Annotated in this window: 25 protein-coding genes and 1 riboswitch; of the genes, 3 read left to right on the top strand and 22 right to left on the bottom strand. The window is 61.9% G+C overall.

Going from position 1 to position 24774, the window contains the following annotated elements:
- Positions 1 to 4: 4 nt before the first annotated feature.
- From BV071_RS04340 to BV071_RS04330, 3 genes are read right to left on the bottom strand one after another with little or no spacing between them, the layout of a single operon-like run.
- Positions 5 to 1015: an arabinan endo-1,5-alpha-L-arabinosidase gene (locus BV071_RS04340; protein ID WP_035602715.1), complete on the bottom strand. Its 1011-nt coding sequence runs from the start codon at positions 1013 to 1015 to the stop codon at positions 5 to 7.
- Positions 1016 to 1053: 38 nt separating this feature from the next.
- Entirely contained in the window at positions 1054 to 1773 is a 720-nt protein-coding gene (locus tag BV071_RS04335; protein WP_052572879.1) for an MOSC domain-containing protein, read from the bottom strand.
- Positions 1770 to 2111: a helix-turn-helix domain-containing protein gene (locus BV071_RS04330; protein ID WP_052572878.1), complete on the bottom strand. Its 342-nt coding sequence runs from the start codon at positions 2109 to 2111 to the stop codon at positions 1770 to 1772. Before BV071_RS04330 ends, BV071_RS04335 begins: the two co-directional genes overlap by 4 nt.
- A 165-nt stretch (positions 2112 to 2276) precedes the next feature.
- On the opposite strand from BV071_RS04330, the gene BV071_RS04325 reads away from it, so the two are divergent.
- Together BV071_RS04325 and BV071_RS04320 are read left to right on the top strand one after the other, a co-directional pair.
- Positions 2277 to 2513 (top strand): thioredoxin, encoded by a 237-nt coding sequence (locus BV071_RS04325; RefSeq protein ID WP_035602969.1) that lies wholly within the window; start codon positions 2277 to 2279, stop codon positions 2511 to 2513.
- A 107-nt stretch (positions 2514 to 2620) separates the two neighbouring features.
- Positions 2621 to 3358 (top strand): hypothetical protein, encoded by a 738-nt coding sequence (locus BV071_RS04320; RefSeq protein WP_035602713.1) that lies wholly within the window; start codon positions 2621 to 2623, stop codon positions 3356 to 3358.
- 45 nt (positions 3359 to 3403) lie between these two features.
- Here BV071_RS04320 and BV071_RS04315 read toward each other — a convergent pair whose 3' ends face one another.
- The 4 genes from BV071_RS04315 to BV071_RS04300 form a co-directional block, all read right to left on the bottom strand.
- Positions 3404 to 3796 carry a YciI family protein gene (locus tag BV071_RS04315; RefSeq protein WP_035602710.1) on the bottom strand — a complete coding sequence of 131 codons (393 nt, stop codon included), beginning with the start codon at positions 3794 to 3796 and terminating at the stop codon, positions 3404 to 3406.
- A gap of 38 nt (positions 3797 to 3834) precedes the next feature.
- On the bottom strand, positions 3835 to 4233 hold the full coding sequence (locus BV071_RS04310; RefSeq protein WP_035602698.1) for a YciI family protein: 399 nt from the start codon (positions 4231 to 4233) through the stop codon (positions 3835 to 3837).
- Between the two features lie 36 nt (positions 4234 to 4269).
- Positions 4270 to 4659 (bottom strand): YciI family protein, encoded by a 390-nt coding sequence (locus BV071_RS04305; RefSeq protein WP_035602965.1) that lies wholly within the window; start codon positions 4657 to 4659, stop codon positions 4270 to 4272.
- A 212-nt stretch (positions 4660 to 4871) separates the two neighbouring features.
- A complete protein-coding gene (locus BV071_RS04300; RefSeq protein WP_035602962.1) occupies positions 4872 to 6113 on the bottom strand; it encodes an RNA polymerase sigma factor in 1242 nt (413 codons plus the stop codon).
- Between the two features lie 264 nt (positions 6114 to 6377).
- Here BV071_RS04300 and BV071_RS04295 point away from each other — a divergent pair, with 264 nt between their 5' ends.
- Positions 6378 to 6965 carry a hypothetical protein gene (locus tag BV071_RS04295; protein WP_265594059.1) on the top strand — a complete coding sequence of 196 codons (588 nt, stop codon included), beginning with the start codon at positions 6378 to 6380 and terminating at the stop codon, positions 6963 to 6965.
- Between the two features lie 93 nt (positions 6966 to 7058).
- On the opposite strand, the gene BV071_RS04290 is transcribed toward BV071_RS04295, so the two are convergent.
- The 15 genes from BV071_RS04290 to BV071_RS04225 form a co-directional block, all read right to left on the bottom strand.
- Positions 7059 to 7241: a hypothetical protein gene (locus BV071_RS04290; protein ID WP_035602692.1), complete on the bottom strand. Its 183-nt coding sequence runs from the start codon at positions 7239 to 7241 to the stop codon at positions 7059 to 7061.
- A 1-nt stretch (position 7242) separates the two neighbouring features.
- The gene (locus tag BV071_RS04285; RefSeq protein WP_035602689.1) at positions 7243 to 7797 is read right to left on the bottom strand and encodes a zeta toxin family protein; all 555 of its coding nucleotides are present in this window, start codon (positions 7795 to 7797) and stop codon (positions 7243 to 7245) included.
- A gap of 130 nt (positions 7798 to 7927) precedes the next feature.
- Positions 7928 to 9130 carry a hypothetical protein gene (locus BV071_RS04280; RefSeq protein WP_035602687.1) on the bottom strand — a complete coding sequence of 401 codons (1203 nt, stop codon included), beginning with the start codon at positions 9128 to 9130 and terminating at the stop codon, positions 7928 to 7930.
- Between the two features lie 43 nt (positions 9131 to 9173).
- On the bottom strand, positions 9174 to 10622 hold the full coding sequence (locus BV071_RS04275; protein ID WP_035602684.1) for an ATP-binding protein: 1449 nt from the start codon (positions 10620 to 10622) through the stop codon (positions 9174 to 9176).
- Positions 10623 to 10678: 56 nt separating this feature from the next.
- Positions 10679 to 12664 carry a phosphomethylpyrimidine synthase ThiC gene (gene thiC, locus BV071_RS04270; protein WP_035602681.1) on the bottom strand — a complete coding sequence of 662 codons (1986 nt, stop codon included), beginning with the start codon at positions 12662 to 12664 and terminating at the stop codon, positions 10679 to 10681.
- Between the two features lie 86 nt (positions 12665 to 12750).
- Positions 12751 to 12865: riboswitch (TPP riboswitch) on the bottom strand.
- A 97-nt stretch (positions 12866 to 12962) separates the two neighbouring features.
- Positions 12963 to 13511, bottom strand: a complete 549-nt coding sequence (locus tag BV071_RS04265) for a hypothetical protein (protein ID WP_265594058.1) — start codon at positions 13509 to 13511, stop codon at positions 12963 to 12965.
- 11 nt (positions 13512 to 13522) lie between these two features.
- Positions 13523 to 14041 (bottom strand): hypothetical protein, encoded by a 519-nt coding sequence (locus tag BV071_RS04260; RefSeq protein ID WP_035602675.1) that lies wholly within the window; start codon positions 14039 to 14041, stop codon positions 13523 to 13525.
- A gap of 85 nt (positions 14042 to 14126) precedes the next feature.
- On the bottom strand, positions 14127 to 14951 hold the full coding sequence (locus tag BV071_RS04255; protein ID WP_052572877.1) for an alpha/beta hydrolase: 825 nt from the start codon (positions 14949 to 14951) through the stop codon (positions 14127 to 14129).
- A gap of 88 nt (positions 14952 to 15039) precedes the next feature.
- Positions 15040 to 17640, bottom strand: coding sequence for a c-type cytochrome domain-containing protein (locus BV071_RS32480; protein ID WP_052572876.1), 2601 nt, complete (start codon positions 17638 to 17640; stop codon positions 15040 to 15042).
- A 76-nt stretch (positions 17641 to 17716) separates the two neighbouring features.
- Positions 17717 to 17860 (bottom strand): hypothetical protein, encoded by a 144-nt coding sequence (locus BV071_RS35150; protein ID WP_265594057.1) that lies wholly within the window; start codon positions 17858 to 17860, stop codon positions 17717 to 17719.
- Positions 17857 to 18096 carry a hypothetical protein gene (locus BV071_RS04245; RefSeq protein WP_265594056.1) on the bottom strand — a complete coding sequence of 80 codons (240 nt, stop codon included), beginning with the start codon at positions 18094 to 18096 and terminating at the stop codon, positions 17857 to 17859. Before BV071_RS04245 ends, BV071_RS35150 begins: the two co-directional genes overlap by 4 nt.
- Before the next feature lie 101 nt (positions 18097 to 18197).
- Positions 18198 to 18500 (bottom strand): hypothetical protein, encoded by a 303-nt coding sequence (locus tag BV071_RS04240; RefSeq protein ID WP_265594055.1) that lies wholly within the window; start codon positions 18498 to 18500, stop codon positions 18198 to 18200.
- Between the two features lie 204 nt (positions 18501 to 18704).
- On the bottom strand, positions 18705 to 21515 hold the full coding sequence (locus tag BV071_RS04235) for a PSD1 and planctomycete cytochrome C domain-containing protein (RefSeq protein ID WP_075090839.1): 2811 nt from the start codon (positions 21513 to 21515) through the stop codon (positions 18705 to 18707).
- Positions 21516 to 21624: 109 nt separating this feature from the next.
- Entirely contained in the window at positions 21625 to 22275 is a 651-nt protein-coding gene (pdeM, locus tag BV071_RS04230; RefSeq protein ID WP_052572875.1) for a ligase-associated DNA damage response endonuclease PdeM, read from the bottom strand.
- On the bottom strand, positions 22272 to 24695 hold the full coding sequence (locus BV071_RS04225) for a ligase-associated DNA damage response DEXH box helicase (protein WP_035602669.1): 2424 nt from the start codon (positions 24693 to 24695) through the stop codon (positions 22272 to 22274). The genes pdeM and BV071_RS04225 overlap by 4 nt, the downstream gene beginning before the upstream one ends.
- Between the last annotated feature and the right edge of the window lie 79 nt (positions 24696 to 24774).

Below are 24774 nucleotides of genomic sequence, written 5' to 3'. Positions count from 1 at the left end.
TCGCTCACTTGGCCTTGTCCGGCGGCTGGACATCCGGCCAGCCGTCTTCGCTCCACTGGATCGCCATCACGCCCAAGGTCGCCTTGCCGCCCATGCGGTCATCGGCCTCGAAGTGGCAGGAGAACCAGCTCTTGCCATCCTTCTCGACAATGCCGGCGTGGCCGGGGCCGGTGAGGGGGCCGATCTTCATGTCCAGTACCATGGTGCCGCCGCCATCGATCATCAGGGCCTCATCCTTGGCGATGTAGGGCCCCTTGATGCTTTCGCTGCGGCCCACCTTGATGTGGTAGGTGCTCTTGTCGCCCGCGCAGCAATTGCCGCGGTTGAGGAAGAGGTAGTAGAAGCCCTTGCGCTTGTAGATCCAGGGAGCCTCGATCGATTGGCCAGCGGCGATGGGCGTCATCGGCTCATCCGGCTTGAGGCGCTTGCCGGTCTTTGGATCGAGTTCGACCAGCTTCAGGCCGCTCCATTGCGATCCGAAAGCGAGCCAGAGCTTGCCATCATCGTCGTGGAAGATCGCGGGATCGATGGTATTGAAGTCGCCGCCATCTTGCGATTCCACCACCACGCCCTGATCGGTCCACTTGAAGGCCGGGTCATCTGAATTGAGCGTGGGATTGGTCGCCAGGCCGATGGCCGAGTGCATCGCACCGAAGCTGGAGACCGAGTAGTAGAGGAACCACTGGTCGCCCACCTTCAGGAGATCCGGCGCCCAATAGACGCCGTCGTTCTTTGGCACCACCTTGGCAATCCACTCTGGCGCTTTGTCGAAGACCCGCTGCCCACGCTCCCAAGTGACCAGATCCTTCGACTTCAGCGACGGCGTGCCGCGGCCAGTGTAGAAGCACCAGAAGGTATCACCATCGCGGACGATGGTGGAGGGATCGCGGGCGGTGACGCCGCGGCTGGCGGTGGCTTCCAGCGGGCCGCCGGGGGCTGATTTGTCAGGCCCGTCGGCCAAAGCCACGGCGTTGAGGCTACAGGCAGCTAGGAGAGTGCTTGCGATCCGGCTCATGGGGTTAAGATAGCCAGCTTGCCCGCTCGGAAGCAAGGCTACCCCGGCTGCTCCCTCCGCTTGCCAGGCGATCCAGCAGCCATCTTCTCCGCCCGCATCCACAGGCCATCCTTCCAACTGCTCGATAGCAGCGGGCACTCCGCCAAGGCCCGTGCGGCGCCGGGACCGCCCTTCCCGTGATGCATCACCTCATTGCAGCGCGCGATGGTCCATTCGAAGAAGGGGCGCTGGGTGAGTTCGAGCGTGTCGCCGGGGCGGACATGACCATGGTGGAGCACGCGGAAGTAGTAGCCGGTGAAACCGGTGCGCTCCACTTGCAGGGGCAGGTCCTTCACCTGCCAGCGGCGGGCGAGCTTCCAGCAGGGTTGGCGAGGTTGGGAGACTTGCACCACTGCCTCGCCGAGTGAGAAGCGGTCGCCGATGCAGATCTCGGTCTCGGGCAAGCCTTCGATGGTGAGATTCTCGCCAAAGGCACCATGCGGGAGATCGGGATACTCCAAGGCCTCGCGCCAATAGGGGTAGTGCTCGGCGGGATACACGCACACGGCCTTCTCCGAGCCACCGTGGTATCTGCGGTCCGCCTGTTCATCGCTGCGGAAGCCTTCGTAGCCGAGCCAGCAGGGACCCGTTTGCGGCTGCTTGTAGAAGCCGGTGTCCCAGGGCTTGTCCCACCATTCGCCGGTCGAGGTGGATTCGATGTGGAGGGCCCTGCCGATGTGCAGCGCCAGCACCTTCGCGGAGGCAGTGGTGGGATTCATGATGGCGAGGCGGGGTGATCGAGGTTCAGCTGCCGGACTTGCTCCAGCAAGGCGGCGAGCTTGGTGCCTGCTTCTGTTAGATCGTAGTCCACCCGAGCCGGCAGGCCCGCATGCTCGGTGCGGCTCAGTACGCCGAAGTCCACCAGCTTGCGCAGGCGCTCATTCAGCACCTTCGTGGAGATGCCCGGAATGAAGCGCTCCAGCTCGCCGGGCCGCTTGACGCCCTGCGCCACCGCAGCGACCACGGAGGAACTCCACTTGCAGCCGATCACGTCCTCGAAGCGGTGATAGGCGGTCCGCTCCTTCAGGGGGATGAACTTCGGCTTTCCCGCTGGCATGTCCCAATGGAACCCGCCACACGGCAAGCTGTCGAGAGGGAACCTTTTGGTGCCTACCCCGCAGAAAGGTGGCCTCTTGGGCGATCGGGGAAGGGGAGGATGATGGCGGCGCGCTCCGAACGAATGCGGAGGCGCGAACATCAAACCGAACAGCACGAGAATATCATGAAAACGTCCGCCATCTTCTACCATGCCGGTTGCCCTGTCTGCGTGGAGGCCGAACAAGGCGTCGCCCAAGCGCTGGATCCCGCACGCTATGAGCTTGAGATCGTCCACCTCGGCGAGCAAACCGCCCGCTTGCCCGAGGCCAAGGCTGCGGGAGTGAAGTCGGTGCCCGCGCTGGTCCTCGGCGGCCAGCCCTTCCACATCAACTTCGGCGCTGCGATCGAGGCGCTGGGCTGATCGATTTGTGGCTCCGTTTCCCAGCCGGCGAAGCGGGGCCACAAAGATCCTCGCTTTTCCGGTCGCCTTTTGAGAATGGGTGCCACTCTCCTCGCCAAGCACCCATCATGGACGACTACGACCGCCGCGAATTCCTGAGCATGGGCCTGCCGAGCTTCCTCGGGGTCATGATGGCCTTGCCCTCGCTCTGCTCCCTGGCGACCCGTGCGAATGCCCAAGACGGCAGGCTGCCGGAAGACGGCGCGATGCATTGGGAGGCCTTCCTGGAGGCGGTGGCGAAGGAGGCCGCCAAGCAGCACCTCGATGCCTGGAACCAGGAAGACTACGTCGCATCCATCGGCAAGCTCGCCCGCCGCCTGCACATGGAGGATCCGGTGATGAGCAAGGCAATGGAGCAGCTCGATGCGCGGCTCAAGCAAGGCGATGTCGACTTCCAATACCTGGAGACACGCGTCGATTTCAGCCTCTGTCTGGTGCAATTCGATGTTGGCCAGGTGATCAAGCCGCACGATCACCCCGGCATGACTGGGATGATCCTCTGCGCCTCAGGCGAGATCGAGACCGCCAATTACGATCTCATCGAGAAGCCTGAGGGAGAGGAGTTGAAGGCGGGGCATTGCCTGCTCCGCCATGTGGGGCAAACGGTGCTGCAGAAGAACGATCTGTCCACGCTCACCGCCAAGGCGCGAAACATCCACACGCTGACCGCGCGGAAGGTCACGCAACTGGTGGACATCTTCACCCCGCCTTACAACGAGCAGCGCAACCACGACAGCCGGTGGTTCGAGCTGGATGGGAAGCCGCGCGAGGGCAGTAAGGATCTCTTCGAGGCGAAGATCGTGTGAGGCAGCATAATGTGCGGGGACATTCTTGCCCCCGCCACAGCGCCCTCACGCTTTCCCACCACGCCTTGCCTCGCTCTCTCGCATCATCTCGCTCAGGTCCGCAGCCGGGCGGATCTCAAAGGGCCCGGCCTTCACACCGGGGTGCTTCGACATGATCTGGATCGCATGGTTCAGATCGCGAGCCTCAAGGATGAGGATGCCGCCGATCTGCTCCTTCGTTTCGGCGTAGGGGCCATCGGTGATGGAGACCTTGCCATTCACCCAGCGCAGGGTCGTGGCGGTTTGCGGCGGTTGCAGCGCATCGCCGCCGGCGAAGTTGCCGTTCGCGCGCAGCTCGTCGTCGTAGCTCAAGCATTCGTCCACTATCGCGTTGCGATCGGTTTCGGACAGGGATTCGAATTTGTTAGGGGCGATGTAGCCCAGGCAGATGTATTTCATGGATAGGATCGGTTAGAAGATGGGGTGCTCGTATGGGGTCATTCCGCGAAGGTGCCCTCCGGGAACTCGAAGATCGGGCGCAGCTCCACCACGTCGCCCGGCTCGGCGGGCACGCGGCGGGCCCACTCGATCGCTTCCTCCCGCGAGCCGATTTCAAAGAGCCAGTAGCCACCGATCACTTCCTTCGATTCGATGAAGGGGCCATCGGTCACGCTCGGGCTGCCGCCCTTGAAGCTGACCCGCGCACCCTTGGTCAGCGGTGCCAGCCCGTCGATATCCAGGATCTTGGCGGCCTTCGCGAGGTCGTCATTGAATTGCCCCATCTTCTTCATCTTCTCGAGGTCTTCGCCCTTGGGAATGAAGTCCTCACCGATCCGCTCTTCAGGCGGGGTGCCGGGCTGGTAGCCGTGTGGAATCATGAGCATCAGGAATTTCATCGTGCGTTGTTCCTTTCTGTTAGTGTGGGTTGAATCTCAGTGGGCGAAGTCTTCCAGCGCGAAGATCTGCCGGATCTCGAGCACATCGCCGGCCTCGGCCGGGCAGCGTCGCGCCCATTCCACGACCTGCTCCTTGGAGTCCGCCTCCAGGACCCAGAAGCCGCCGACCACCTCCTTCGCCTCGATGAAGGGGCCATCGAGGACAGTGGGATTGCCCTTGCCCTTGGCGAAGTCCACGCGTGCGCCCTTGAGCAGGGGATGCAGCCCGTCGAGCGAGACCAGCATCCCGGCCTTCGCCAGTTCCTCGTTGAATTTCATCATCTCCTGCACGCCCTCCCGCGGCGGAGTGAAGCCTTCTCCGGCCCTCTCGGCCTCCGGGGTGGAGGGCTGGTAAACGCGGGGAATCATCATCATCAGGAATCTCATGGCAGTGGCTTGCTTGGTGGTTTCGGTGGCGCGGATCTTGTCCGTCTCATAAGCTGATCGACCGGGAGCCGCCGAAATCGACAGCGAGCTCCACTTTTTCCGAAAATTATTTCCTGAGCCCTGCGGCGGGCAGGGGAATGAACCACGGATGAAGAATGGCACCGGGTCTCTCCCTTTGCCTTTCATCCGTGAGAATCCGTGTTCATCCGTGGTTAAATCTCTTCCAGCTCTCGCAGACGCTTCTCCAAGAACCTCCGCTCCGGCTCTTGCTGGGTGAGCGCCAGCGCCTTTCCATAGGCCGCCCGAGCCTCTGCCACCTTACCCAGCCGCCGGTACAAATCCGCCCGGACCGAGTGCACCCAGTGGTAGTCCGCCAGCTCACCACGCGCGAGGATGGCATCGATCAAGCTCAGCCCGGCCGCCGGTCCATCGAACATCGCCACGGCTACGGCGCGGTTCAGCTCCACCACCGGCGAGGGCTCCATTTCCAGCAGCGCACTGTAGAGCGCCACGATCTGCGGCCAATCGGTCGCGGCGGCATCGGGCGCTTCCGCATGCACCGCCGCGATCGCCGCTTGCAGGCTGTAGGGACCGAAGCGCCGCGACACCAGGGCCCGCTCGACCAGCCCGATCCCTTCCGCGATCTTCGCCCGATCCCACAGCGCGCGGTCCTGGTCCTCTAACAAGATCATCTCACCCTCCTCCGTGCTCCGCGCCGCGCGCCGCGATTCCTGCAAGAGCATCAGCGCGAGCAGGCCCATCACCTCCGGCTCCGGCAGCAGCTCTAGCAGCAGCCGCCCCAGCCGGATCGCCTCGCCGGAGAGATCCGCCCGCGTCAGCGAGGCCCCGGAGGATGCGTAGTAGCCTTCGTTGAAGACCAGATAGACGACTTGCAGCACCGTGGCCAGACGCTCCGGCAGCTCCTCCGCCGCAGGCACCTGATAGGGAATCCGCGCGTCGCGGATCTTCGCCTTGGCCCGCACGATCCGTTGCGCGAGCGCCGGCGTGGCGCTCAGGAAGGCGCGGGCAATCTCCTCCGTCTTCAGCCCGCAGACCTCGCGCAGGGTCAGCGCCACCCGGGCCTCCTGCGCCAGCGCCGGATGGCAGCAGGTGAAGATCAGGCGCAGGCTGTCGTCCTCCAGCCCCACGTGCTCCTTGTCCGCCGCTTGCTCCTCGCGTTCACCGGCCTCCAACTCCTGCGCGATCTTCTCCTGCGCCGCATCGAAGCGCGCCCGCCGCCGCAGCGCATCGATCGCCTTGTTGCGCCCCGTCGTCACCAGCCAGGCGCGGGCATTCTCCGGCACCCCATCCCGCGGCCACTTCTCCAGCGCCGCGGCGAAGGCATCCTGCATCGCATCCTCCGCCCGGTCGAAGTCGCCGTTCAGCAAGCGGATCAGCGTCGCCAGGATCCGCCCGGACTCCGCGTGGTAGATCGTCTCCAAGCGTTCCCGCACTTCCTCGATGGCGATCTCATTCCCCGGCATTGGGGAAAGGGAAGGGGAGATCCCGCCCGGAACTCAATGCAAAAGCCCGGCTGCGATTTTCCAATCCATTCCAAAACCCTAGGGAGTTGGAATGGAATGGAAAATTCGGCCACGCCATGCCAACTCGTTTTGGGATTGCCCGGACTCTCCAGTTGAGCTGAGGATATAGGAGCCGCTTTGGCGTCGGGTTGTTCGAAACCGGACCGGGTCGGCCAAGCATCCCAAACGCAAGTCATGAAAGTCGCCCGAATGATCCTGTGCTGTGCCGTCATCGCGGCCACACCCGCCTGTACCACCCTCACCACCGATACCGCTACCACCGCCAAGGTCGAGCAAGGCGTGCCCGGAGGCGAGTATGTCCAGACCACCCGCCTCGATGCCACCGTCACCGCGATTGATTACTCGAAGCGCCAGGTCGGCCTCGTCTCCAAGCATGGCGAGAACTTCGTCGTCGAGGCCGATTCCGGTGTCGCGAATTTCAATCAGATCCACGTGGGTGACCACCTCGCTGTCGTCCTCCGTGAGACCCTCCTCATCCGCATGGCCAAGCCGGGGGAGAAGCTCGACGAGATCGCCTATGTCACTGGGGAGCGAGCACGCCGCGGTGCCAAGCCCGGCGCCAAAGCGAGCGGCACCTCGCAGTATGTCGCCACCGTCACCGCCATCGACGCGAAGCGGCGCAAGGCCACCCTCAAGTTCTCGGACGGATCCAGCGGCAAGTTCGATATCCGCGAGGATATCGATCTCACCAAGCACCACACCGGGGAGCGGGTCTTGATGCGCAACACCCAGACGCTCGCCGTTTCGATGACGAAGTCCTGAGCAGGGGGAAGTGCCGGTCAGACAGGTTCAGGAGGCTTCCCATTTTTCCAATCCATTCCAACTCCCTAGGGTTTTGGAATGGATTGGAAAAAATCAGGACTTCAGCTCCACCACTTCGCCGTCCTTCCAGGTCAGCAGCGGCAGTCCCCAGCGCTTCTGCTCTTCCTCCAGCGTCTTGGCCATCGCCTGCGCCGCGAGCAAGCCGCGCTGGCCCGGGGTGAGGGCCTGGAGCAAGGTCTCCTGTGAAGGAGACGGGCGTGGATCGACCGATTTCATATCATGGGATCAAGCGGGCCTTGAGCTGCTCCAAGCTAGCGCCGGGCGACTCCAATAGCAATGCCGGCGGGCTGAGGGTGTTGTCCCACAGCACCCAGGCATCCGCGAGTGGCGCGTAGAGCTTCACGAAATTGTCCAGGCTGCGCTGGTAGCGCCGGATCACATCGGCATCCGGGACGTGGTGACCGCCCTTGATGACCCGCTGGGAGATCCGGCGCATTGCGAGTTCCGGGGCGGGGATCCAGAGATAGTGGATCTCGACCTGATAGCCGCGGGCCTTGGCCCGCTCGATCACCCCGAGCTGCGAGCGGCCGCTCAGCGTGCTCTCCAAGCCGAAGGAACGCCGGGCTGCGATGCATTCCTCGATCTCAGCCAGCAAGAGCTTGCCCGCCTTCCGCGCGACGGAAGTCGGATCGAAAGGGGAGAGGCCCCTTGCCATCTCATCCGCATTCAGGAAGCGCGGCGGCCCGGGAAGCGGCGTGAGATAGGCCCGCGCGAAGGTGGTCTTCCCCGCGCCGTTGCTGCCGGCGAAGAGGTAGAGCACGGGTGGGGTCATGGCGACAGGCTAGTACTACAGATGGGAATACAAAAGACCGTTTTGCCCTTCTCCGGTCTCTAGCCTTTTCGTGATGCCTGCGCCCTTTCCCCGGAGCCGGCACTGAGTATTCCCTTGGCCCGACCGTCTATCAGATTTGAGAAATTTTACTGATATAGTCGAGGAAGCGGGTTGTTTGTGAAAATAATAATTGCACATCTTCCTTGCTGGACGCGAATTCGCCTTCGTGCATTAGCTTATTTCTCAAGGTCCGGGCTTTGTTCATCTCTCCAACCAACGATCTGTGTGGCTTCAGAGAGGCGGGAGCCAATGCGAAAAGGTGTAGATTCAGCATTTGTGAGTAGGTTACATCAGTCTTGGATTCATCCCACTTTGATTTTGATACTCCGCGCTCCAATAGCTTTTGCTTAACGTAGCGAGAGGTGGCCATTTCGGCGGCGATCACCATCATGAGCAGGGCATGGTTCAATAGGCCTGAATCAAGACTGGATTTCGCCGCGCCCATCGTCTCCATCACAGGGTCGATGGTCCGAGTGCCGTTGAGGTAGCTCAAAAGTAGGTCACTCTCATCCGCAGGTATTGGGTTTGCCATTAAGGCAACCCTCCCAATGTGAGTGGATATTTTTCCGTGCTGAAGATTGGTAGGTGGATCCCCCTGAACAATCATGTAGAAATACGGAAATGATTGGCTTTCGTAGCGCGTGGAGAGGATGGAGAGATCTTGAGATGGAAGCGTTTGTATTGAAGATCGAAGCTTGTTTAGGCTCTCCATGAAATTGAAGATGGAGATTTCAATGTTCCTTTCTAAGGCGTCCTCAGCATCTGTTCCTGATATTTTAAATCTGGAAGTTACAGTAGTTCGAAGATGCTGGGGTGATGCGGCAGGAGGGATTTTGAAAGTCTCCGATTGCTTCACTGCATCCAGCTTTTCGTTGGGAAATATTGCATGAAGCTGTTTGCCGTCTCGCTCGTAATGAAGAAGAATCATTCGATTGGAGATGGACAATAATCTCAAGTCGCCGTTTGAGAGGGCTACCTCCACCGTATAATCTGGATTTCCTTCCAAATTGGGGAGGATGTCTGGAAGCGTGACCCCGAGTTCCAGAATGAAATTCCCTTCAGCATCTGGCTCAAGGTCGCCGAAGATTCTTCCGAGGCTTTCGTGCTTGGTCATGCTGGGATCTCCAAATCCATAAATTTGGAAGTCATGGTAGCTCGACACGCCAGTTAGCAGCCATGACTTGGAGGCGTCGAGGAGAGATGGCTTCGTCAAGTCCGGGCGGGCGAGTTCAACGAAGAGAATAGGGGAGTACTTCGTGTTGGTTTTGGCCATGTGGTGTGAGGAATGTTTGATGGGAGGATTTTTTTGAGGAAACCTACGCAGAGGTTGGAAGAGACGAAGAGATATCATTCCCTATTCGGGCCAGTTCAGAGGCGTCAACGCATTCCGCTATCCAAACTTGTGCCATTGTTGTCCAAAGGTAGGACGTGCTTTGGTGCAGTTCGGCTGATGCCGCTGCAATCCATTCGTGATGATCTGTAAGGGTCATCGCGCTGGAAATCGCGTTCGCGACATCGCTTCGGGGTAAGGCGAGACGAACGGACAGAGAGTCGAGCGCAGAGGCCTGGATGTCAGCAAATACCTGCCGCTCTGGTGGGAGCGTCCCTGGGAGAAGTATGCAACCAGGGGACTGTGCTTGATCCGCATCCAACACCCCACGTGCGTTAATCGGGAGCTTGTTGTCGGAGGCGAGACGTCCAAGCGCCACTACCATGTTGGCAGGACCAACCGGCATGGGGCAAACGCGATTGAGATCCATCCGTTGGTGTCTAAGGATCTCCGTGGTAAGCGTTGCCGCCTCTTTGTCTTCCGTAAAGAGATACAAGTCCGGTTTGTTCAGGGCGTCGATTCGGCTCAGCGCATAGTTTGGAGAAACTCCATAGAGAACTTCGATGCCAGATGTCCCCCGGGACAGGAAAATCCGAGCCTCTTCAGGCAGTTCCTCCAGAATGAAACTGCTGTGAGTTGAAAGAATTACCTGGATTTGCTTTGTGCGGGTGAGCCACAGGAGGAAGTGGATGAGCCTTCGTTGTGCCCTTGGGTGCAATGACGCTTCGATCTCGTCGATGATGACCAAGGATGTTTGGGGGGCATCCTGAAGAATTCGCATTAGGTCGAGGGTCGCATCTTCACCGGCCCCTTGGTGATACTGGGAGTATTCGACGCCTCCCTGCTCAACAACCCCTACTGACTTGTTCTTTCCTGCGTCACTCGTTGCGACCCGAACCTTCGCGTATTGGCGTCCGAGGATCGACGAATAATACTTGGAAAAAGTAACATCAAGCGTCTCCGCTGACACTTCGATGCTGTTTCGTTTGGCAATTGCCGCGTAGCCTGCGGTTGCATCAAGAGGGAGGACTCTCGATATGTCTTGCCAGATTACTTCGCGAGAAGGGCGCCTTTTGGATGGTAGGCGCCATCGCTCAGAGGGCTTCCTTACGCTGAAGGTTCTCTCATCGCCCCCTTGGACGACTTTGTAGGTGATCTCCGCGTTTGAGACCTTCTCCCAAGCAGTATCAAAGAAGAAATCGGAGAGTGAAAAGGCCGCTTTAGGATCCTTGTTATTTGAATAGGCTGCGGCCGCAGCCTTCAAGATAGTGGATTTTCCGGAGCCGTTTTCGCCTACGATTGCACAGATAGGGAATTCGAATCTGACCTCTTGTCCCTGCCAGCCCCGCAGGCCAGAGAGCGTAACGGAACGGAGATATTTAGGCCACGGAGAATTGAGGCGCTTGTTCCGTATCTCGTTTACTTCACTGTGCATGGGAGAGGAATTGTTGGATTCCTCTCCCATGTGCTGAGGGTAGTCAATCTCTGAACTTACGCCGGCGTGTAAACCTCTGCCCCCTTCTCCACAAACTCTTTCGACTTCTCCTCCATCCCCTTCGCAATCGCCTCCTCCTCCGCGATCCCTTGCTCTGCGGCATACTGCCTCACATCCTCGCTGATCTTCATTGAGCAGAAGTGCGGTCCACACATGGAGCAGAAGTGCGCGGTCTTCGCGCCATCCTGCGGCAGGGTCTCATCGTGGAACTCCCGCGCGGTCACGGGGTCCAGGCCGAGGTTGAACTGATCCTCCCAGCGGAACTCGAAGCGCGCCTTGCTCAGCGCGTTGTCGCGATACTGCGCGCCGGGGTGGCCCTTCGCGATGTCCGCGGCGTGGGCGGCGAGCTTGTAGGTGATCACGCCGTCCTTCACGTCCTTCTTGTTCGGCAGGCCGAGGTGTTCCTTCGGCGTGACGTAGCAGAGCATGGCGCAGCCATACCAGCCGATCATGGCGGCACCGATCCCGCTGGTGATGTGGTCGTAGCCCGGCGCGATGTCGGTGGTCAATGGCCCCAGCGTGTAGAAGGGTGCCTCGTGGCACCACTCGAGCTGCTTGGCCATGTTCTCCTCGATCATGTGCATCGGCACGTGGCCGGGGCCTTCGTTCATGACCTGGCAACCCTTCGCCCAGGCGCGGGTGGTCAGCTCGCCCTGCACTTCCAGCTCGCCGAACTGCGCCTTGTCATTCGCATCCGCGATCGAGCCCGGGCGCAGGCCGTCGCCGATCGAGAAGCTCACGTCGTAGGCGGCGCAGATGTCGCAGATCTCGTCCCAGTGGGTGTAGAGGAAGTTCTCCTTGTGATGCGCGAGGCACCACTTCGCCATGATCGAGCCGCCACGGCTGACGATGCCGGTCATGCGGCTGGCGGTGAGCGGCACGAAGCGCAGCAGCACGCCGGCATGGATGGTGAAGTAGTCCACGCCCTGCTCGGCCTGCTCGATCAGCGTGTCGCGATAAAGCTCCCAGGTGAGGTCCTCGGCCTTGCCGTTCACCTTCTCCAGCGCCTGATAGATCGGCACCGTGCCGATCGGCACCGGCGAGTTCCGCAAGATCCACTCGCGGGTGGCGTGGATGTTCTTGCCGGTGGAGAGGTCCATCACCGTGTCCGCGCCCCACTTGGTGGCCCAGCGCATCTTTTCCACTTCCTCCTCGATGGAAGAGGCCACGGCGGAGTTACCGATGTTCGCATTGATCTTTACCAGGAAGTTCCGGCCGATGATCATCGGCTCGCACTCCGGGTGGTTCACATTCAGCGGGATGATCGCGCGGCCCGCGGCCACCTCGCTGCGCACGAACTCCGGCGTGATCTCCGCCGGGATCCGCTGCGGGAAGCGCTGGAAGATGGATGGCGTGTAGGGGCTGTTAGAAAGCTGCGTGCTGCCCGCGTGCTGCTTGTCCAGGTGATTGCGGACGATGTCCTCCTTCATGTCCGCGATCTTCGCGCGGCGCATGTTCTCGCGGATCGCGATGAACTCCATCTCCGGCGTGATGATGCCATTGTCCGCATACCACTTCTGCGTCACCGGCTTGCCCGTGGCCCGCAACGGCTTGCGACGGTCCGAGGTCAGCCCCGGGAACTCCACGAACTTGTTCGCGCGCTCCGACTTCGAGGCGAACTCGACGTGCTTCTCGGTCAGGTAGCCATTGTCCTGCGGTTGGACCTTGCGGCCTTCGTATTCCTCCACGTCGCCACGCGCCAAGATCCAGTCGCGGCGCAGCGCCGGAAGGCCTTCATCGGAAGTGCCGGTGAACGCCGGATCGCCCCAGGGACCGGAGCAATCATAGACCCGCACCGGCTCGTTCTTCTCGATCCGGCCGTTGAAGGCCTTGGTGTCGTTCAACGCGATCTCACGCATCGGCACGCGGACTTCCGGGAAGAGCTCACCCTGGACGTAGACGCGGGTGGAAGCGGGGAGCTGGGCGCGGGATTCGTCGTGCGTGGAAGCAGCGGCACCGGTGGTTTCTTCGGGCGAGATCATGGGAAGCGGTTGATGGTGGAAAGTTGAGAGTGGATGATTTGAAAACGAAAAAGCCGCGCTGGGATGGCGCGGCCGGAAGGAAAGAGGGTCGGTCTGGGACGAACTTCCTAGGGCGGTGCGATCCGCTTCAGGTTCGGAGGATTTTCGCCGCGCGCCGGCCGTTCTCAGTTCCGCGATCGTGGAACTCTCCTGTCGTGTCGGTGCAGTCTAAATGGGATGCGGCCCCTGCCAAGCGGGAATTGGGACACCCGGCGGGCGGCTCGCAGCGCGCTTTTCCGGGGGCGGGCGGGCTGCTAGCTCAGGCGGGATCCTGCCCGGCCTCCTTGTTCAGGCGCGCGATGGCCTTCGGATGGACTCCCGCCACGGCCCACCAGCCCGGCTCGCGGGCGGGGCTCACGGCCAAGCCTCGGCCTTCCTCCCATGCCATCAGCGCGCCGAAGGGCAGAAGCGTGGAAATAATCACGTAGCGCGGGGAGGGCTCCAGGAAATGCCAGACCAAGTAGCCAATCAGCGGGGAAAGGGTGAACGCGAGCACGCGCTTGATCAGCCTCAGTTTCCGCGTGTGCTGCGACGATTGGTAGGCGGTGAGCCGCACCTCCTCCGGCGGCTGCCCGTCGCGACGGTCGAAGGGCAGGACCAAGGCGATCTTTTGCCCCGGCGTGCCCGGATCACTGCCGTAGATGCAGATGTCCGGCAGGACGGTGCCGGACTCGATCTCCAACTGGCGCTGCTTGTTGATGCGCCAGCGTCCGCTGCCGTGCGCGCTCACCGTACTGCGGGCGGAGATCGCTGGCGGCGGGGCCATCCGGCGTGGCGCGGGTTTTTGGGATTCGTCAGGCGGGTTCATCGGCGGGCGGGCTAGGGTAGTGCCTTCAAGGGCGCAGCTTGCGGGACCAAGCGCCGGTAGGCGAGCTGGATCAGCCGGTCGAGCACCACAGCCAGGCCGATACCCGCCAAGATGCCAGCGAGCGCCCCGTAGATCAGCAGGTCACGCTCCCGGAGCTGGAACTCGAACAATGCGGAGCCGAGCCAGACGACACCGATGCCGAAAGGCAGGGCAATCAGAGCCGAGATCTGATAGTGCAGCGCCCGGAATCCTGCCGAGAAGCGCCGCTTGAAAATCCCAACGAGCGCCGAAGATGAGAGGATGCCGAGCCCCACGAACAACGCGGTGGCGGCAATGCAAATGATCCCAAGGATGATGCCCACAACTGCCAGCACGAAGAGCACGGCCAAGACGAACAAGAGGAGGATGAATAGCCCCGGCGCGGAGTCATCTTCCATGGGGATATCCTCAGCCAGCTCGGCCGCGGCTGCCACCGCGGTCAGCGCGAAGGATGCAATCAAAGCGGGAATCCGGATTCCGGTATGCTTCATGGACGGCGGGCGCTCCTGACAAGCGGCGGCAGTGAACCACGGTCGCGCCTGCTCATAAAGGACACTGTGTGAAGATTGGAGGAATTCAGCTGCTTCTCCCCTCCGTGTCGAAGTGCCGGGTGAGGCGCTCATTCAGCCACGTCGGGTCTTCCAGCAGATTGCCGTGCGCCATGCCTGCATGCAGCGAGAACTCCGCGCCGGGGATCGCCTCCGCCAGATTCCGCCCATAGGCGGGCAGTGCGATTGGGTCGAACTCCGCGCTGATCACCAGCGAAGGAATCCCCGCCAGCTCGCCGAGGCGTGGGTAGAGCTGGTGCTGCCCGCAGGCCTTGAGCTGCTGCATCAGGATCGGCGGGCTATCCGCCAGATCACGGCCGACCAAGCGGGCGGTCTCCGCTGCCAACTCCGCGCGGTCCGATGCCGCAAGGCAGTCGCGTGAATAGAGCATCTCCAGAAAGGCATTCCGCCGCATCGCCCGTGTGCCGATCCGCGACCGCATCCCGAGCCACAGCACCCGCGGCGTGAGCCGGGACACTTCCTCGCCACGCGCAAAGGAGCACACAAAGGCCAGGCTGCGGACTCGCTTCGGCGCATCGATCGCCATCTGCTGTGCCATCAGCCCGCCCATCGAATGCCCGACCACATGCGCGGACTCCCAGCCGACTTCATCCATCAGCGCCCGCGCATCCTCCGCCATTGCCTCGATCGAGATCGGCCCGCTGCAAAGTTGGCTGCGGCCGATCCCGCGGTTGTCGAAAACCAAGGTGCGATGATTCCGGCTCAGCGCATCGACCTGCCGCCGCCAGCCCTCACCGGTGACGCCCACGCCCTGGATCAGCAGCACCGGCGGGCCGGAATCGCCTGCGGTCTCGTAGTAGAGGGGGGTATTGGGGCGCTGGAGCGTGGGCATGGATCGCGGGGCGGGCTCCCGGCAAGTCCATCAGATTGCCCGCAAGCAGCACGGTAAAACGCCTCCCCATGCACCGAAAGGAGCAGCCTTACTTCTTCGCCGCCAGATACTTCGCCTTCAGCTCCTCTGCCTTCGCCTTCAGCGCCTGTGCCGCCGGCACTGCCTGCTCCATCTTCGCCTTCATCTCCGGCAACTCCGCCTTGGTCGCGGCAATCTTCTTCTCCAGCTCCGCTACCTTCGCCTTTCCTGCGGCCACGGCCTTCTCAGATTCGGCGAGCGCATTTGGCTCCGGAGCCGGTGCAGCCTTGGCCAGCTCCACATGCTTCGCCTCCAGCTCGCCTGCTTGCTTGCGGGCCTCGTTGAGAGCGGCGGGCTGCTCCTCTGCGGCCTTCTTGAGCGCCTCAAAATCCGCGGTCAACCCCTCTGCCTCGGCCCCTTGCTTATCAGCCTCGGCCTTGGCCTTGATCGCCTGTGTGTTAATCTCCGCGGCGGCCCAGCGCAGCTCGCTGGCTTGCAGCGCCGCGAGCTTTTGCTTCACCTGCTCCAGTTGGGCCACAGCATCATTCGCTGCCTTCTCCACCGGCGGGATCGCGTCCTCGGCGGGCTTCAGCCCGGCTTCACGCTGCTTGATCGCGGCCTCCGCCTCGCCGGCCGTCTTGCCTGCATCGGCAATCGTCTTCGGCAGGGTCTCCGCTTCCTTCGCCAGGGCAGCAGCTTCACCGTCCAGCTTCGCAAACTCATCACCGGCAGCCTTCTTGCGATTCTCCAGCTCACCGAGCGCCCCTTCCTCGCGACCCTTCTCGGAGCGCGAGGCTTCCAGATTCGCAGTGGCCGTCTCCAGCTTCGGACGCTGCCCATTCACCCCGGCCTCGAGTCCGGCGATCGCATTATCGCGCTTCTCGTTGCGCGCCTTCGCCAATTCCTCTTCGAGGCGCTTGAGCTCCGCTGCAGCTCCTTCCTGCTCCTTGGCAGTCGCCGCGATCTTCTCGCTCACCGTGGTGATCAGAGCCTTCTTGGCCTCAACCTCCTTCGTCGCCTCGTCGAGCTTGGCGCGTGCCTGATTGGCAGCATCCTTCTTGCCGGGAAGCTCGCCATTCAGCTGCGCCAGCTTCTGCTCGCTCTCTTGCTTGAGCTTGTTGGCATTCGCCTGCGCATCCTTTGCTTGTTGGATCGCGGCCTGCGCATCGGCGAGTTGCTTGCGGGCCTCCTCCAGCTTTTGCTTCGACGCATTCGCCGCGCCTTCCGACGCAGCCAACGCCTGTGGATGCGCCGCGATCTCCTCGCGCAGCTTGGCCAAGCGCCCCTCGATCGACGGCGGATTGGCATCGAAATTCCCCACCGGATTCCCACTCGCGATGTCCCATACGCTGACCTGTCCGCGATAGTCCGCCGCGAAGGCTCGCTTGCCCTCCGAGTCGATCGCCACCGCCACCGGCAAGTCCGGCAGGTCCTTGTACTCGCGCAGCAGGTTGAAGTCCGCCTTCCACAGCTTCACCTTCTTGTCGCGGCCTGAGGTAATGAAGGAGCCATCGCGCGCCCAGGCAAAGGCCAGCACGCCACCGCCGTGGGCATCGAGCTTCTTCACCTCGCTGCCACCGCTCATCTCCCAGAAGCGCACCGTGCCATCCTCCGAGGCACTGGCTAACAGATTCGAGTCCGCCCGGAAGGAAGTTGCCGTGATCGCCGCCTGGTGGGCACGCAAGGTCTGGTATTCATTCCCGCTGTCTGCCTCCCACACCCACACACCCCCGTTGCGGTCACCGGTGGCGAGCAGGATCCCGTCCGGTGAGAAGTCCAGTGCGGTCACCCAGTCGGTATGCTTCTTGATTGAGCGCAGTTGCGAGCCGTCCTCCGCCTTCCAAACCTTGATCAGGCGGGAAGGGGAGCCGGTTGCCACCATGGAAAGATCCGGCTTCAAGTCAGCCGCCAGCACGCTGTCGAATTCCTTGCCCGCCACCAGCATGCGCTCACCGGTCACCACGTCGAAGGTCACCGTTAGCCCCGACTTCCCCGGCACGCCGCCTCCAACGATCAGGTAGCGCGCATTCGGCGTGAAGGCCAGCGCCACCGGCTCGCCCTCGGGGAAGGGTAGCACCCCGGCGAGCTCCAGCGTGTTGGTATCGAAAAGCAGCACCTGCTTCTGACCCGTGACCGCCAGCAGCGGCGCCCACGGCGAGGTGGCCATCGCATGAACGGAGGAGGCCCGCGCGGCATGCACCGGCGGCTCTAACAAAACGTCCTGTGGCAGCGGCGGTGGCCCATCCGGCTTCTGGTCTGCGGCCGAGGCGATCGAGGTATCGAACTTCGGCTTCGAGGGCTTGCGCGCGGAGGAGCTCTTGTTCTCCAGCAGCCCGCCCTCGATCCACGCCTTCAGGATCTCGATCTGCGAGCCGCCGAGCTTCTCGCCCTCCGGCGGCATCTTCGGATCGCCCGTCTGCATCACCACCACGATCAGCTTCGAGCCGGCATCGCCCGGCTCCGCGATCTTCCCGCCGGAGCCACCCTTCATCGCGCCCGCGTAAGTTGAAAGGTCGAGCCCGCCCTTGGTCTTGTCCGGATTATGGCAATTCAGGCAGGTCTGCTGGAATAGCGGCAGGACATGGTCGTCATAGGTGACCTTGTCCGCGGCGTTCAGGATGAACGCCTGGGATACCCAGAAAACGGTCGTGGCAGCGATCTTCCGGCGCATTCGGGACCCAATACGTCACCATGCGTGACGTTTCTTGCGCGAATGAAACGAAATTGGATGACCGCGCATCCAGCGCTCAGTCGCTTTGGTGAAAATAGACAGTGGCCCCCTTGCTACCGGACGGCTCGATCCAGAACTGCATCACGTAGGATTCGTTGAGCAGGATCGCCTTGCGTACCTTGTTCTCGTCGAGGTCCCACCAGCGGGAGCCGGGCTTCAAGAGAATGTCCGGGCACACGTCTTCACGAACTCATGGAAGCCCGGCGAGTTCATATCCAGGCGGAAGAGCGGTGCATAGAGTTCGCGCACCCAGCTGCCGTGCTTGGAATTCAGGTCGATGCGGCCATTCGTGGTCATTTCCCAGCTCGCGACGAAGCCCCCGAAGTAGAGTGCAGGCACCATCGCAATGATAAGCAGGGCGCGGATCAGCCGCACGAGCTGGTAGAGCCGGGACATGGGGAGTCGGATGCGATTCGTGTGGGCGTGTTCATTATAGGCGAAGCCCGGCATCTTTTCGGATGCCGGGCTAGCCAAGAAACACACTCTAAAAAGGGGAGTCAGGAACCCAGTGGCAGCCGGAGGCTGAACACCGAGGAAATAAGACCAATACCGACCGGGATGAGTGAGGCCATATCGCTATTCACGCCCTTCCAGAAATAGAAGAACGCGTTGTGCGCTGGCGTTGGGAATAGCATCCCCGGAACCGTGAGGAACAGGGTCGCCGCGATTGCCGGAAGGGCTGCGACGATCATGAAGACCGCTGCACGGCGGCTGAACTTGCCCTTCAGCAACAGTCGGGGACCGTCGATGAACCAGTTGCGGAAAAACTCCCGGTCAAGGCGGGACAGAAGTTCTTCCACGGTTGCTTGTCGCCTGCGATTTGCCCGGGTGTTGGGCTCCAACGAATCCTCCGCGGCGACTGCGGATTCATCGCCATTGGCTGGGTGGGACAGCATGGACACCTTCTACCCGCGATCGCGTAGGTAGACAATCTTTTAAAATTAATTTTTGAACGAAACTGGAAATCCGTTGTCGTGTGCTACTTAAGGTGGGTTCCCGGGAAATCAATGGTTAAAGATGAACTCTTTCGAGTTCAGCAGCGCCCAGAACACATCATTCAGGATCGCCTGCTTCTCCTTGTCGTCTTTCCCCTCGTTGACCGCCTCCATCAGCTTCGTCTGCTCCTCCGGCACCGGATCGCGGTTCAGGGTCTTCAGGTAGAGCAGTTTGATGATCTCCTCCGGGCTCTTCTTCTGTTCTGCCAGTGCCTGCACCACCTTGCCCTGCTGGATCCGGTTATGCGTGGCGTCGCCATTAAGGAGATGCAGCGCCTGCGAGAGGTTCGGCTCCATCTTCACCTCGCAGGAGCAGACTGTGGCGCGGGTCGCACGACCGAAGGTGGTAAGGAAGTAGTTCGAGGTGTTGCCATCCGCGATCTGCACCGCGCGCGAGCCCAGCGGCAGACCCTTGAACTTGTTCGGCGTCTGCGTCACCTGCGAGATGCAGTCGAGCAGCACCTCCGCCCGCACCCGGCGCACCAGGGAGCGCGAGAAGTTCCGGCTATCGGTCTCGTTGGTCTCATTCACCGCGCTGGAGAGTTGGTAGGTGCGGCTGGTGCAGATGTCCCGCACGAGCTTGCGCACGTCGTAGTTGTATTCCACGAACTTGCTGGAGAGGGCGGCCAGTAGCTCGGGATTCGAGGGCGGGTTCGAGATCCGCATGTCATCCACCGGATCGGTGATGCCTACCCCGAAGAAGTGTGACCACACGATGTTAGAGACGTTCCGCGCGAACCAGGGATTGTCATTCGAGCTCAGCCACTCCGCCACCGCCTCGCGCCGCGTCTTCTTACCGAAGTCGTCCGGCGTCTTCGCTCCCAGGAAGCGCGGCTTTACCGGCTGCTTTGTGACCAGATGATTCACCTCACCGCCACCATCAAAGACGATGCGCTCACGGGGGTCCTCGGCGGGCTTGCGCTTCACCTGCGCGAAGAAGGAGGCGAAGCCATAGTAGTCATCCATCGTCCAGCGGTCGAAGGGATGGTTGTGGCACTGCGCGCACTGGATCCGTGTGCCCATGAAGACCTGCGCCACGTTCTCCGTCAGCTTCAGCGTGTCCTGCTCGATCTGGAAGAAATTCGTCGGCGGGCTGGAGAAGGTGCCGCCCTCGGAGGATAGGATCTCCTTCACCACCTGGTTGAAGGGCATGTTGCTGGCGATCCGGTCGCGCAGCCAATTGTAGTAGCCTAGCGCCGCCTTGTAGGAAACTTGCTGGCCCCCATTGTTGAAGGTCCGGATCTGGAGTAGCTCCGCCCACTTCATCACCCACATTTCGGAAAATTCCTTGCGGGCGATCAGTTCGTCCACCAGTTGCTCTCGCTTTTTCGGATCCGTGCTGGTCAGGAATTGCTCGCGCTCGGAGGGTTCGGGCAGCTTGCCGACCACGTCAATGAAGACGCGCCGCAGGAAGGTCTCATCGTCGCAGAGCGGGGCAGGGATGATCCGCAGCTTGTGCAGCTTGTCGTAGACCAGCTTGTCGATGTAGTTGAACTCTGGCAGCTCTGGTCGGGTGTAGTTCGACTCCTTCGGAATCACGATCGACTGCGAGACCTCCGTGAAGGTCATGAAGCGGCCTAACAGGAAGGCCTCGCCCCGGTTCTTCGATGTCGCGAGACCGCTACGCTTGTTCACCGAAACCGAGTTGTCGTTCGAAGTCGAGAAGGACGAAAGCGTGGTCACGTCGCGGTCCGTGCCGTCGGAGTAAGTCGCCCTGACCGTATAGGGTGTCTCCAGGCCCTCGCCCTTGAGCACCACCTGCGGCGGCTCGATTGTCACCCCCGTGGGCTTGGCGATCTCACCTTGGTCATACTCCGCCCCATCGCGGATCCATGCGACAAGGGTCTCGTAGGGAGCGCTGCCTTTCTCAAAGAGCTTGCCGCCGGTGTGCGGCACCCCGCCGGTCGACTTGGTGATCATCAGCGACTCCTCCGGCAGTGCCAGATTCACGCGCCGGCCCGGGTTCTCGCGGGTCAGGCGGAAGTGATCGCCCTGTGGGTCGAAGCCGAAAAGACTCAGGTGGAAGCCGTCCTTCCCCCGTGCCGAGCCGTGGCAGGAACCGGTATTGCAACCGGAGGAGGTTAGTACCGGCATTACATCGAGCTGGAAGGAAACCGGCCGCGGCTTGTTGGCATCCTTCACAATCACCGCGACCTCCGCCTTCAGGCCCCGGTATTCCAGATTCAGGGTCGTGCTGCCGTCCTTGAGTGGCTTCAGCAGGGTGCCCTCCAGCTTCGCCACGCTAGGATCGGCGATGCTCGCCTTGACCTGCCGGGTGACGTCCTGGGTCGCGGCATCCTTGAAGCGGGCCATCACCAGCACCTTGTGGAAGTCGGCCGCCGTCTCCAGCGTCACGGTCTTCGGGAAAGGTTCGATCGCGCCGATCGCCGGATCTGCCGGCGCGTCCCAATCGGGAAGGGCGGTCTTGGCTCGCGGTGCCATCACCACGCCCTCTGGCCATGGCGCGCCGGCCGTCAGCCATGCCTCGATGGCGGCAATCTCCTCGCTCTTGAGCGGCCCGTCCTTCGGGGGCATCACGTCGTCGTCGTCCTCGTCCAGCTTGATCCGCTTCAGGACTTCCGACTCCGCAGGCTTCTCCAACTGGATCGCCGCGCCGCCCTCGCCCCCCTTCAGAAACTGCTCCCGGGTGGTCATCAGCAGCTCGCCCTTGGTCTTCTCCGGGCAGTGGCAAGACAGGCACTTCGACTCCAGCACCTTCCGGGCGGCATCGAAGCTGGTGCTGTCCGCCGCCCAGCCATTTCCCGCAAGTGCCAAGGCGGCAAGGCTGAGCCGGAAAGGGAAGGGAATCGCAAGACGCATAGGACCTCACTACGACGCAATGGTGAAACGCTTTTCATTTCTGAAATGTTCCCGGCGGTGCCTCCCGGGTGCCCTTCGGTGCTCCAGCTTTGCTTGGCCGGGGGCTCGGTCATCCTCTCACTAGCTCGCTTGGCACCTGCACGACCTCCTCCCCGGGGCTCACGAAGTAGGTATCGCCCGGCTCCACATCCAGAACCTGTCCGCCCGTGAAGGACCCGAAAGCCGGCAACACCAGTATCTCCCCTCGGCGCAGGAAGCAGGGTAGGCGCAACGTGGTCCGCTTTCCATCCGCGATCCTCACCACCGGATGCCAGTGGGCGGTAATGCTTGAAACGTTTGCTGGAGCGTCCTTCGGATCGTGGACGATATGGAGCCCGGCCTGCTCGGTGGCGGCGACTGGGTTCAGTCCGTGGGGGATAAATGGAAGCTTGGCCTCATGGTTTCCCAAGATCAGTTGAACCGGAATTTGGAGCTTGTTTAGAAATGTTTCCAGCAAACGTTGGATTTCATCTGTAAGCCCGGCGGGGGAGTGAAACAGGTCTCCGTTCACGATCAGCTTCGTCGCCTGGTGCCATTTCACCAAGGCGCTCAGCCGATCCAAATCGGCCTCACTGTCGCCTTCCGGAATCGCCAATCCCTTTGCTTGAAACGCAGTGGCTTTTCCGAGGTGAAGGTCCGCTACGATTAGGGTGGAGTCCTCCAGAAGGACTCCGCCACCAGGAATGAGTCTAAGCGTTTGATTGCCGAGTTCGATGTTCATTTCGCTGCTTGGTTGAGCTCTTGAATCATTTGTTCGAGTCGCGTGGCCGCGTCGCCGGGTGACAAGGTTGCCGACAATCGCTCCGCCCACAAGGGGAAGGCCATTGGAGTGAGATGCTCAGTTTCAATCAAGTGTATGGGCCTTGTTTCCATATCCGCCAAAACTGCATGCAAGCTACTGAACTCAAATTGTCTCTCTAGAATTTCACGCTCGGACTGGAGAAGGAGGAGGTTGCCCGGATCGTAGCGCTCCAGCACTTCAAACAGGAGTCTGGAACTGGCCTGCACTTCACGCTGTCCGCGCTGGGCCCGCCCCGGGAGGTTCTGCAGGATCAACCCCGCTACCCGAGCGACTTCCCGGAACTGCCGACGCGCCAGCTCGTGGGTATTGAGGCAGGCAATCACGTCTCCCAACAAGTTCTCAATCGATAGATTCAAACGAATGGATTGCTCGTCGAGATTCAAGCCGCGGCGGGCAGTGAGGCAGAAGCCGTAGTCGTTCTGCGTGATCGTCACGCTGTCCTTCAGATTCATCCGATGGGTCATCAGCGCGCCGATACCCTCGTGCACGACTCGCCCGGCCATCGGAAAAACAAACAAGTGTTCTTCTCCTCGCGAGCGGGCATGTTCGATCAGGAGTGTCCGGTCATCCGGCAGTTCGGACCAGCGCTTCTGGATCGCTAGGATCGGGGCCACCGCCTTCATTTCCGGGGCTGCCTTGCCCTCACCACGGAGCCGGGCGGCGGTGGCGTGGGATAGCTCGGTGGAGAGCGGCATCTTGCTGCCACCCCAGACCGCGATGTTCCCCTTGGCGTCGCCCTTCGATGCTCGAACGGTTGCCACCTTGTCCCGCAGGCGAAGCAGTTCCAATTTGCGACCGGCAAAGACGAATACGCTGCCGGGTTTCAAACGTCCGATGAATCCTTCTTCGACGGTCCCTAAAGTCTGCCCACTGGCGAAGCGGACGCTGATGTTAAGGTCGGAGGAAATCGTTCCAATCGAGAGCCGGTGCTGCTGGATCAGGCGCTTGTCGTCCACCGTATAGCGGCCCTCCACAAGCCGGGCCTTCTGATAGCGCGGGTAGTTGGCAAGTGCCTTGCCACCACTGGAGATGAAGCTGAGCGCCCAGTCCCACTCCGGGTCGCTCAGCTCGCGGAAGGCGTGGGCCGACTGGATCTCGCGGCGCATCGCCTCCGCCTCGAAGGGCTCCCCGATCGCACAGGTCACGAGGTGCTGGACTAGCACGTCGAGCGGCTTCTGGAGCGGCCGACGGGCCTCGAGGTGGCGGACCTCCGCCGCGTCCCGGACCGCCGCGAACTCGACCAGCTCCATCGCGAAGGTCGGCACCCCGAAAATCTTCGAGGTCTTTCCTGGTTGGTGCCCGGAGCGTCCGGCCCGCTGCAGCATCCGCGCGATCCCCTTCGGCGAGCCGATCTGGATCACTTGGTCTACGGGTGAGAAGTCCACCCCGAGGTCCAGCGAGGAAGTACATACCACGCAGCGCAGCGATCCATCCCGCAGCCCCTGCTCGACCTTGATCCGCTCTGCCGGGTCCAGCGAGCCGTGGTGCATCGCGATCTGCTCCACCCACTCCGGCCGCAAGCTCAGCAGCTCTTGGTACCAGATTTCTGTCTGGGATCGAGTGTTGGTGAAAACCAGCGTCGTCCGCGCCTTGTCGAGCTGCTTGAGCACCTGCGGCGCGAGCCGGGTCCCGATGTGCCCGGACCAAGGAAAGCGGTCGATTTCCTTCGGGATGATCGTCTCGACCTTGATCTCCTTCTTGAGATCCGCCGCCACTGTCACCGCATCCGGCGGGGTCGGGGAACCGAGTAGCACCGCCCGGGCCTCGTCGAGATTTCCCAAGGTGGCGGACAGGCCCCAGATCTTCAGCGCCGGGAACCACGCCCGCAGCCGAGCCAGGCAAAGCTCCGCCTGGACCCCGCGCTTGCTGCCTAACAGCTCGTGCCATTCGTCCACGATCACGGCCTTCAAGCCCGCCAGCTTCTCCCGCGTGTCTTCATGCGTCAGCATCAGCGACAGGCTCTCCGGCGTGGTCACCAGCCCGAAAGGCAGCGATTTCCGCAGCCGCGCTCTAACTGCCGCAGACGTGTCTCCGGTCCGCGCCTCCACCTGCAAGCTCGGTGCCAGCGCCTCCAGCGGCTCCCGCAAGGCCCGCAATGTATCCTGCGCCAGCGCCCGCAGTGGCGTCAGCCAGATCACTCCACAGGTGTGTGGCTTGGTCTCTTCCTCCAGCGCTTCCGCCACTGGACCTAACCAGACCGCCAGGGTCTTGCCCTGACCGGTCGGCGCATGTAGCAGGCCCGACTTCCCCGCCGCATAGGCCGCCCACACCTCCTTCTGGAAAGCGAATGGCTTCCAACCCTTGGACTTGAAGAAGGGTTGGAGCGGCGCGGCGGGCATGGGCGCCTGTTTATCGTCCTGCCGGGTAGGGGACGCAAAGGGAGATTTGCGCTAGCAGATCCGCAAAATCGGCTCCGCG

The sequence above is a fragment of the Haloferula sp. BvORR071 genome (assembly GCF_000739615.1).
Taxonomy (GTDB): Bacteria; Verrucomicrobiota; Verrucomicrobiia; order Verrucomicrobiales; family Akkermansiaceae; genus Haloferula.
The sequence above is the reverse complement of the archived record's forward strand: the minus strand, read 5'-3'. Positions and strand labels throughout refer to the sequence as shown.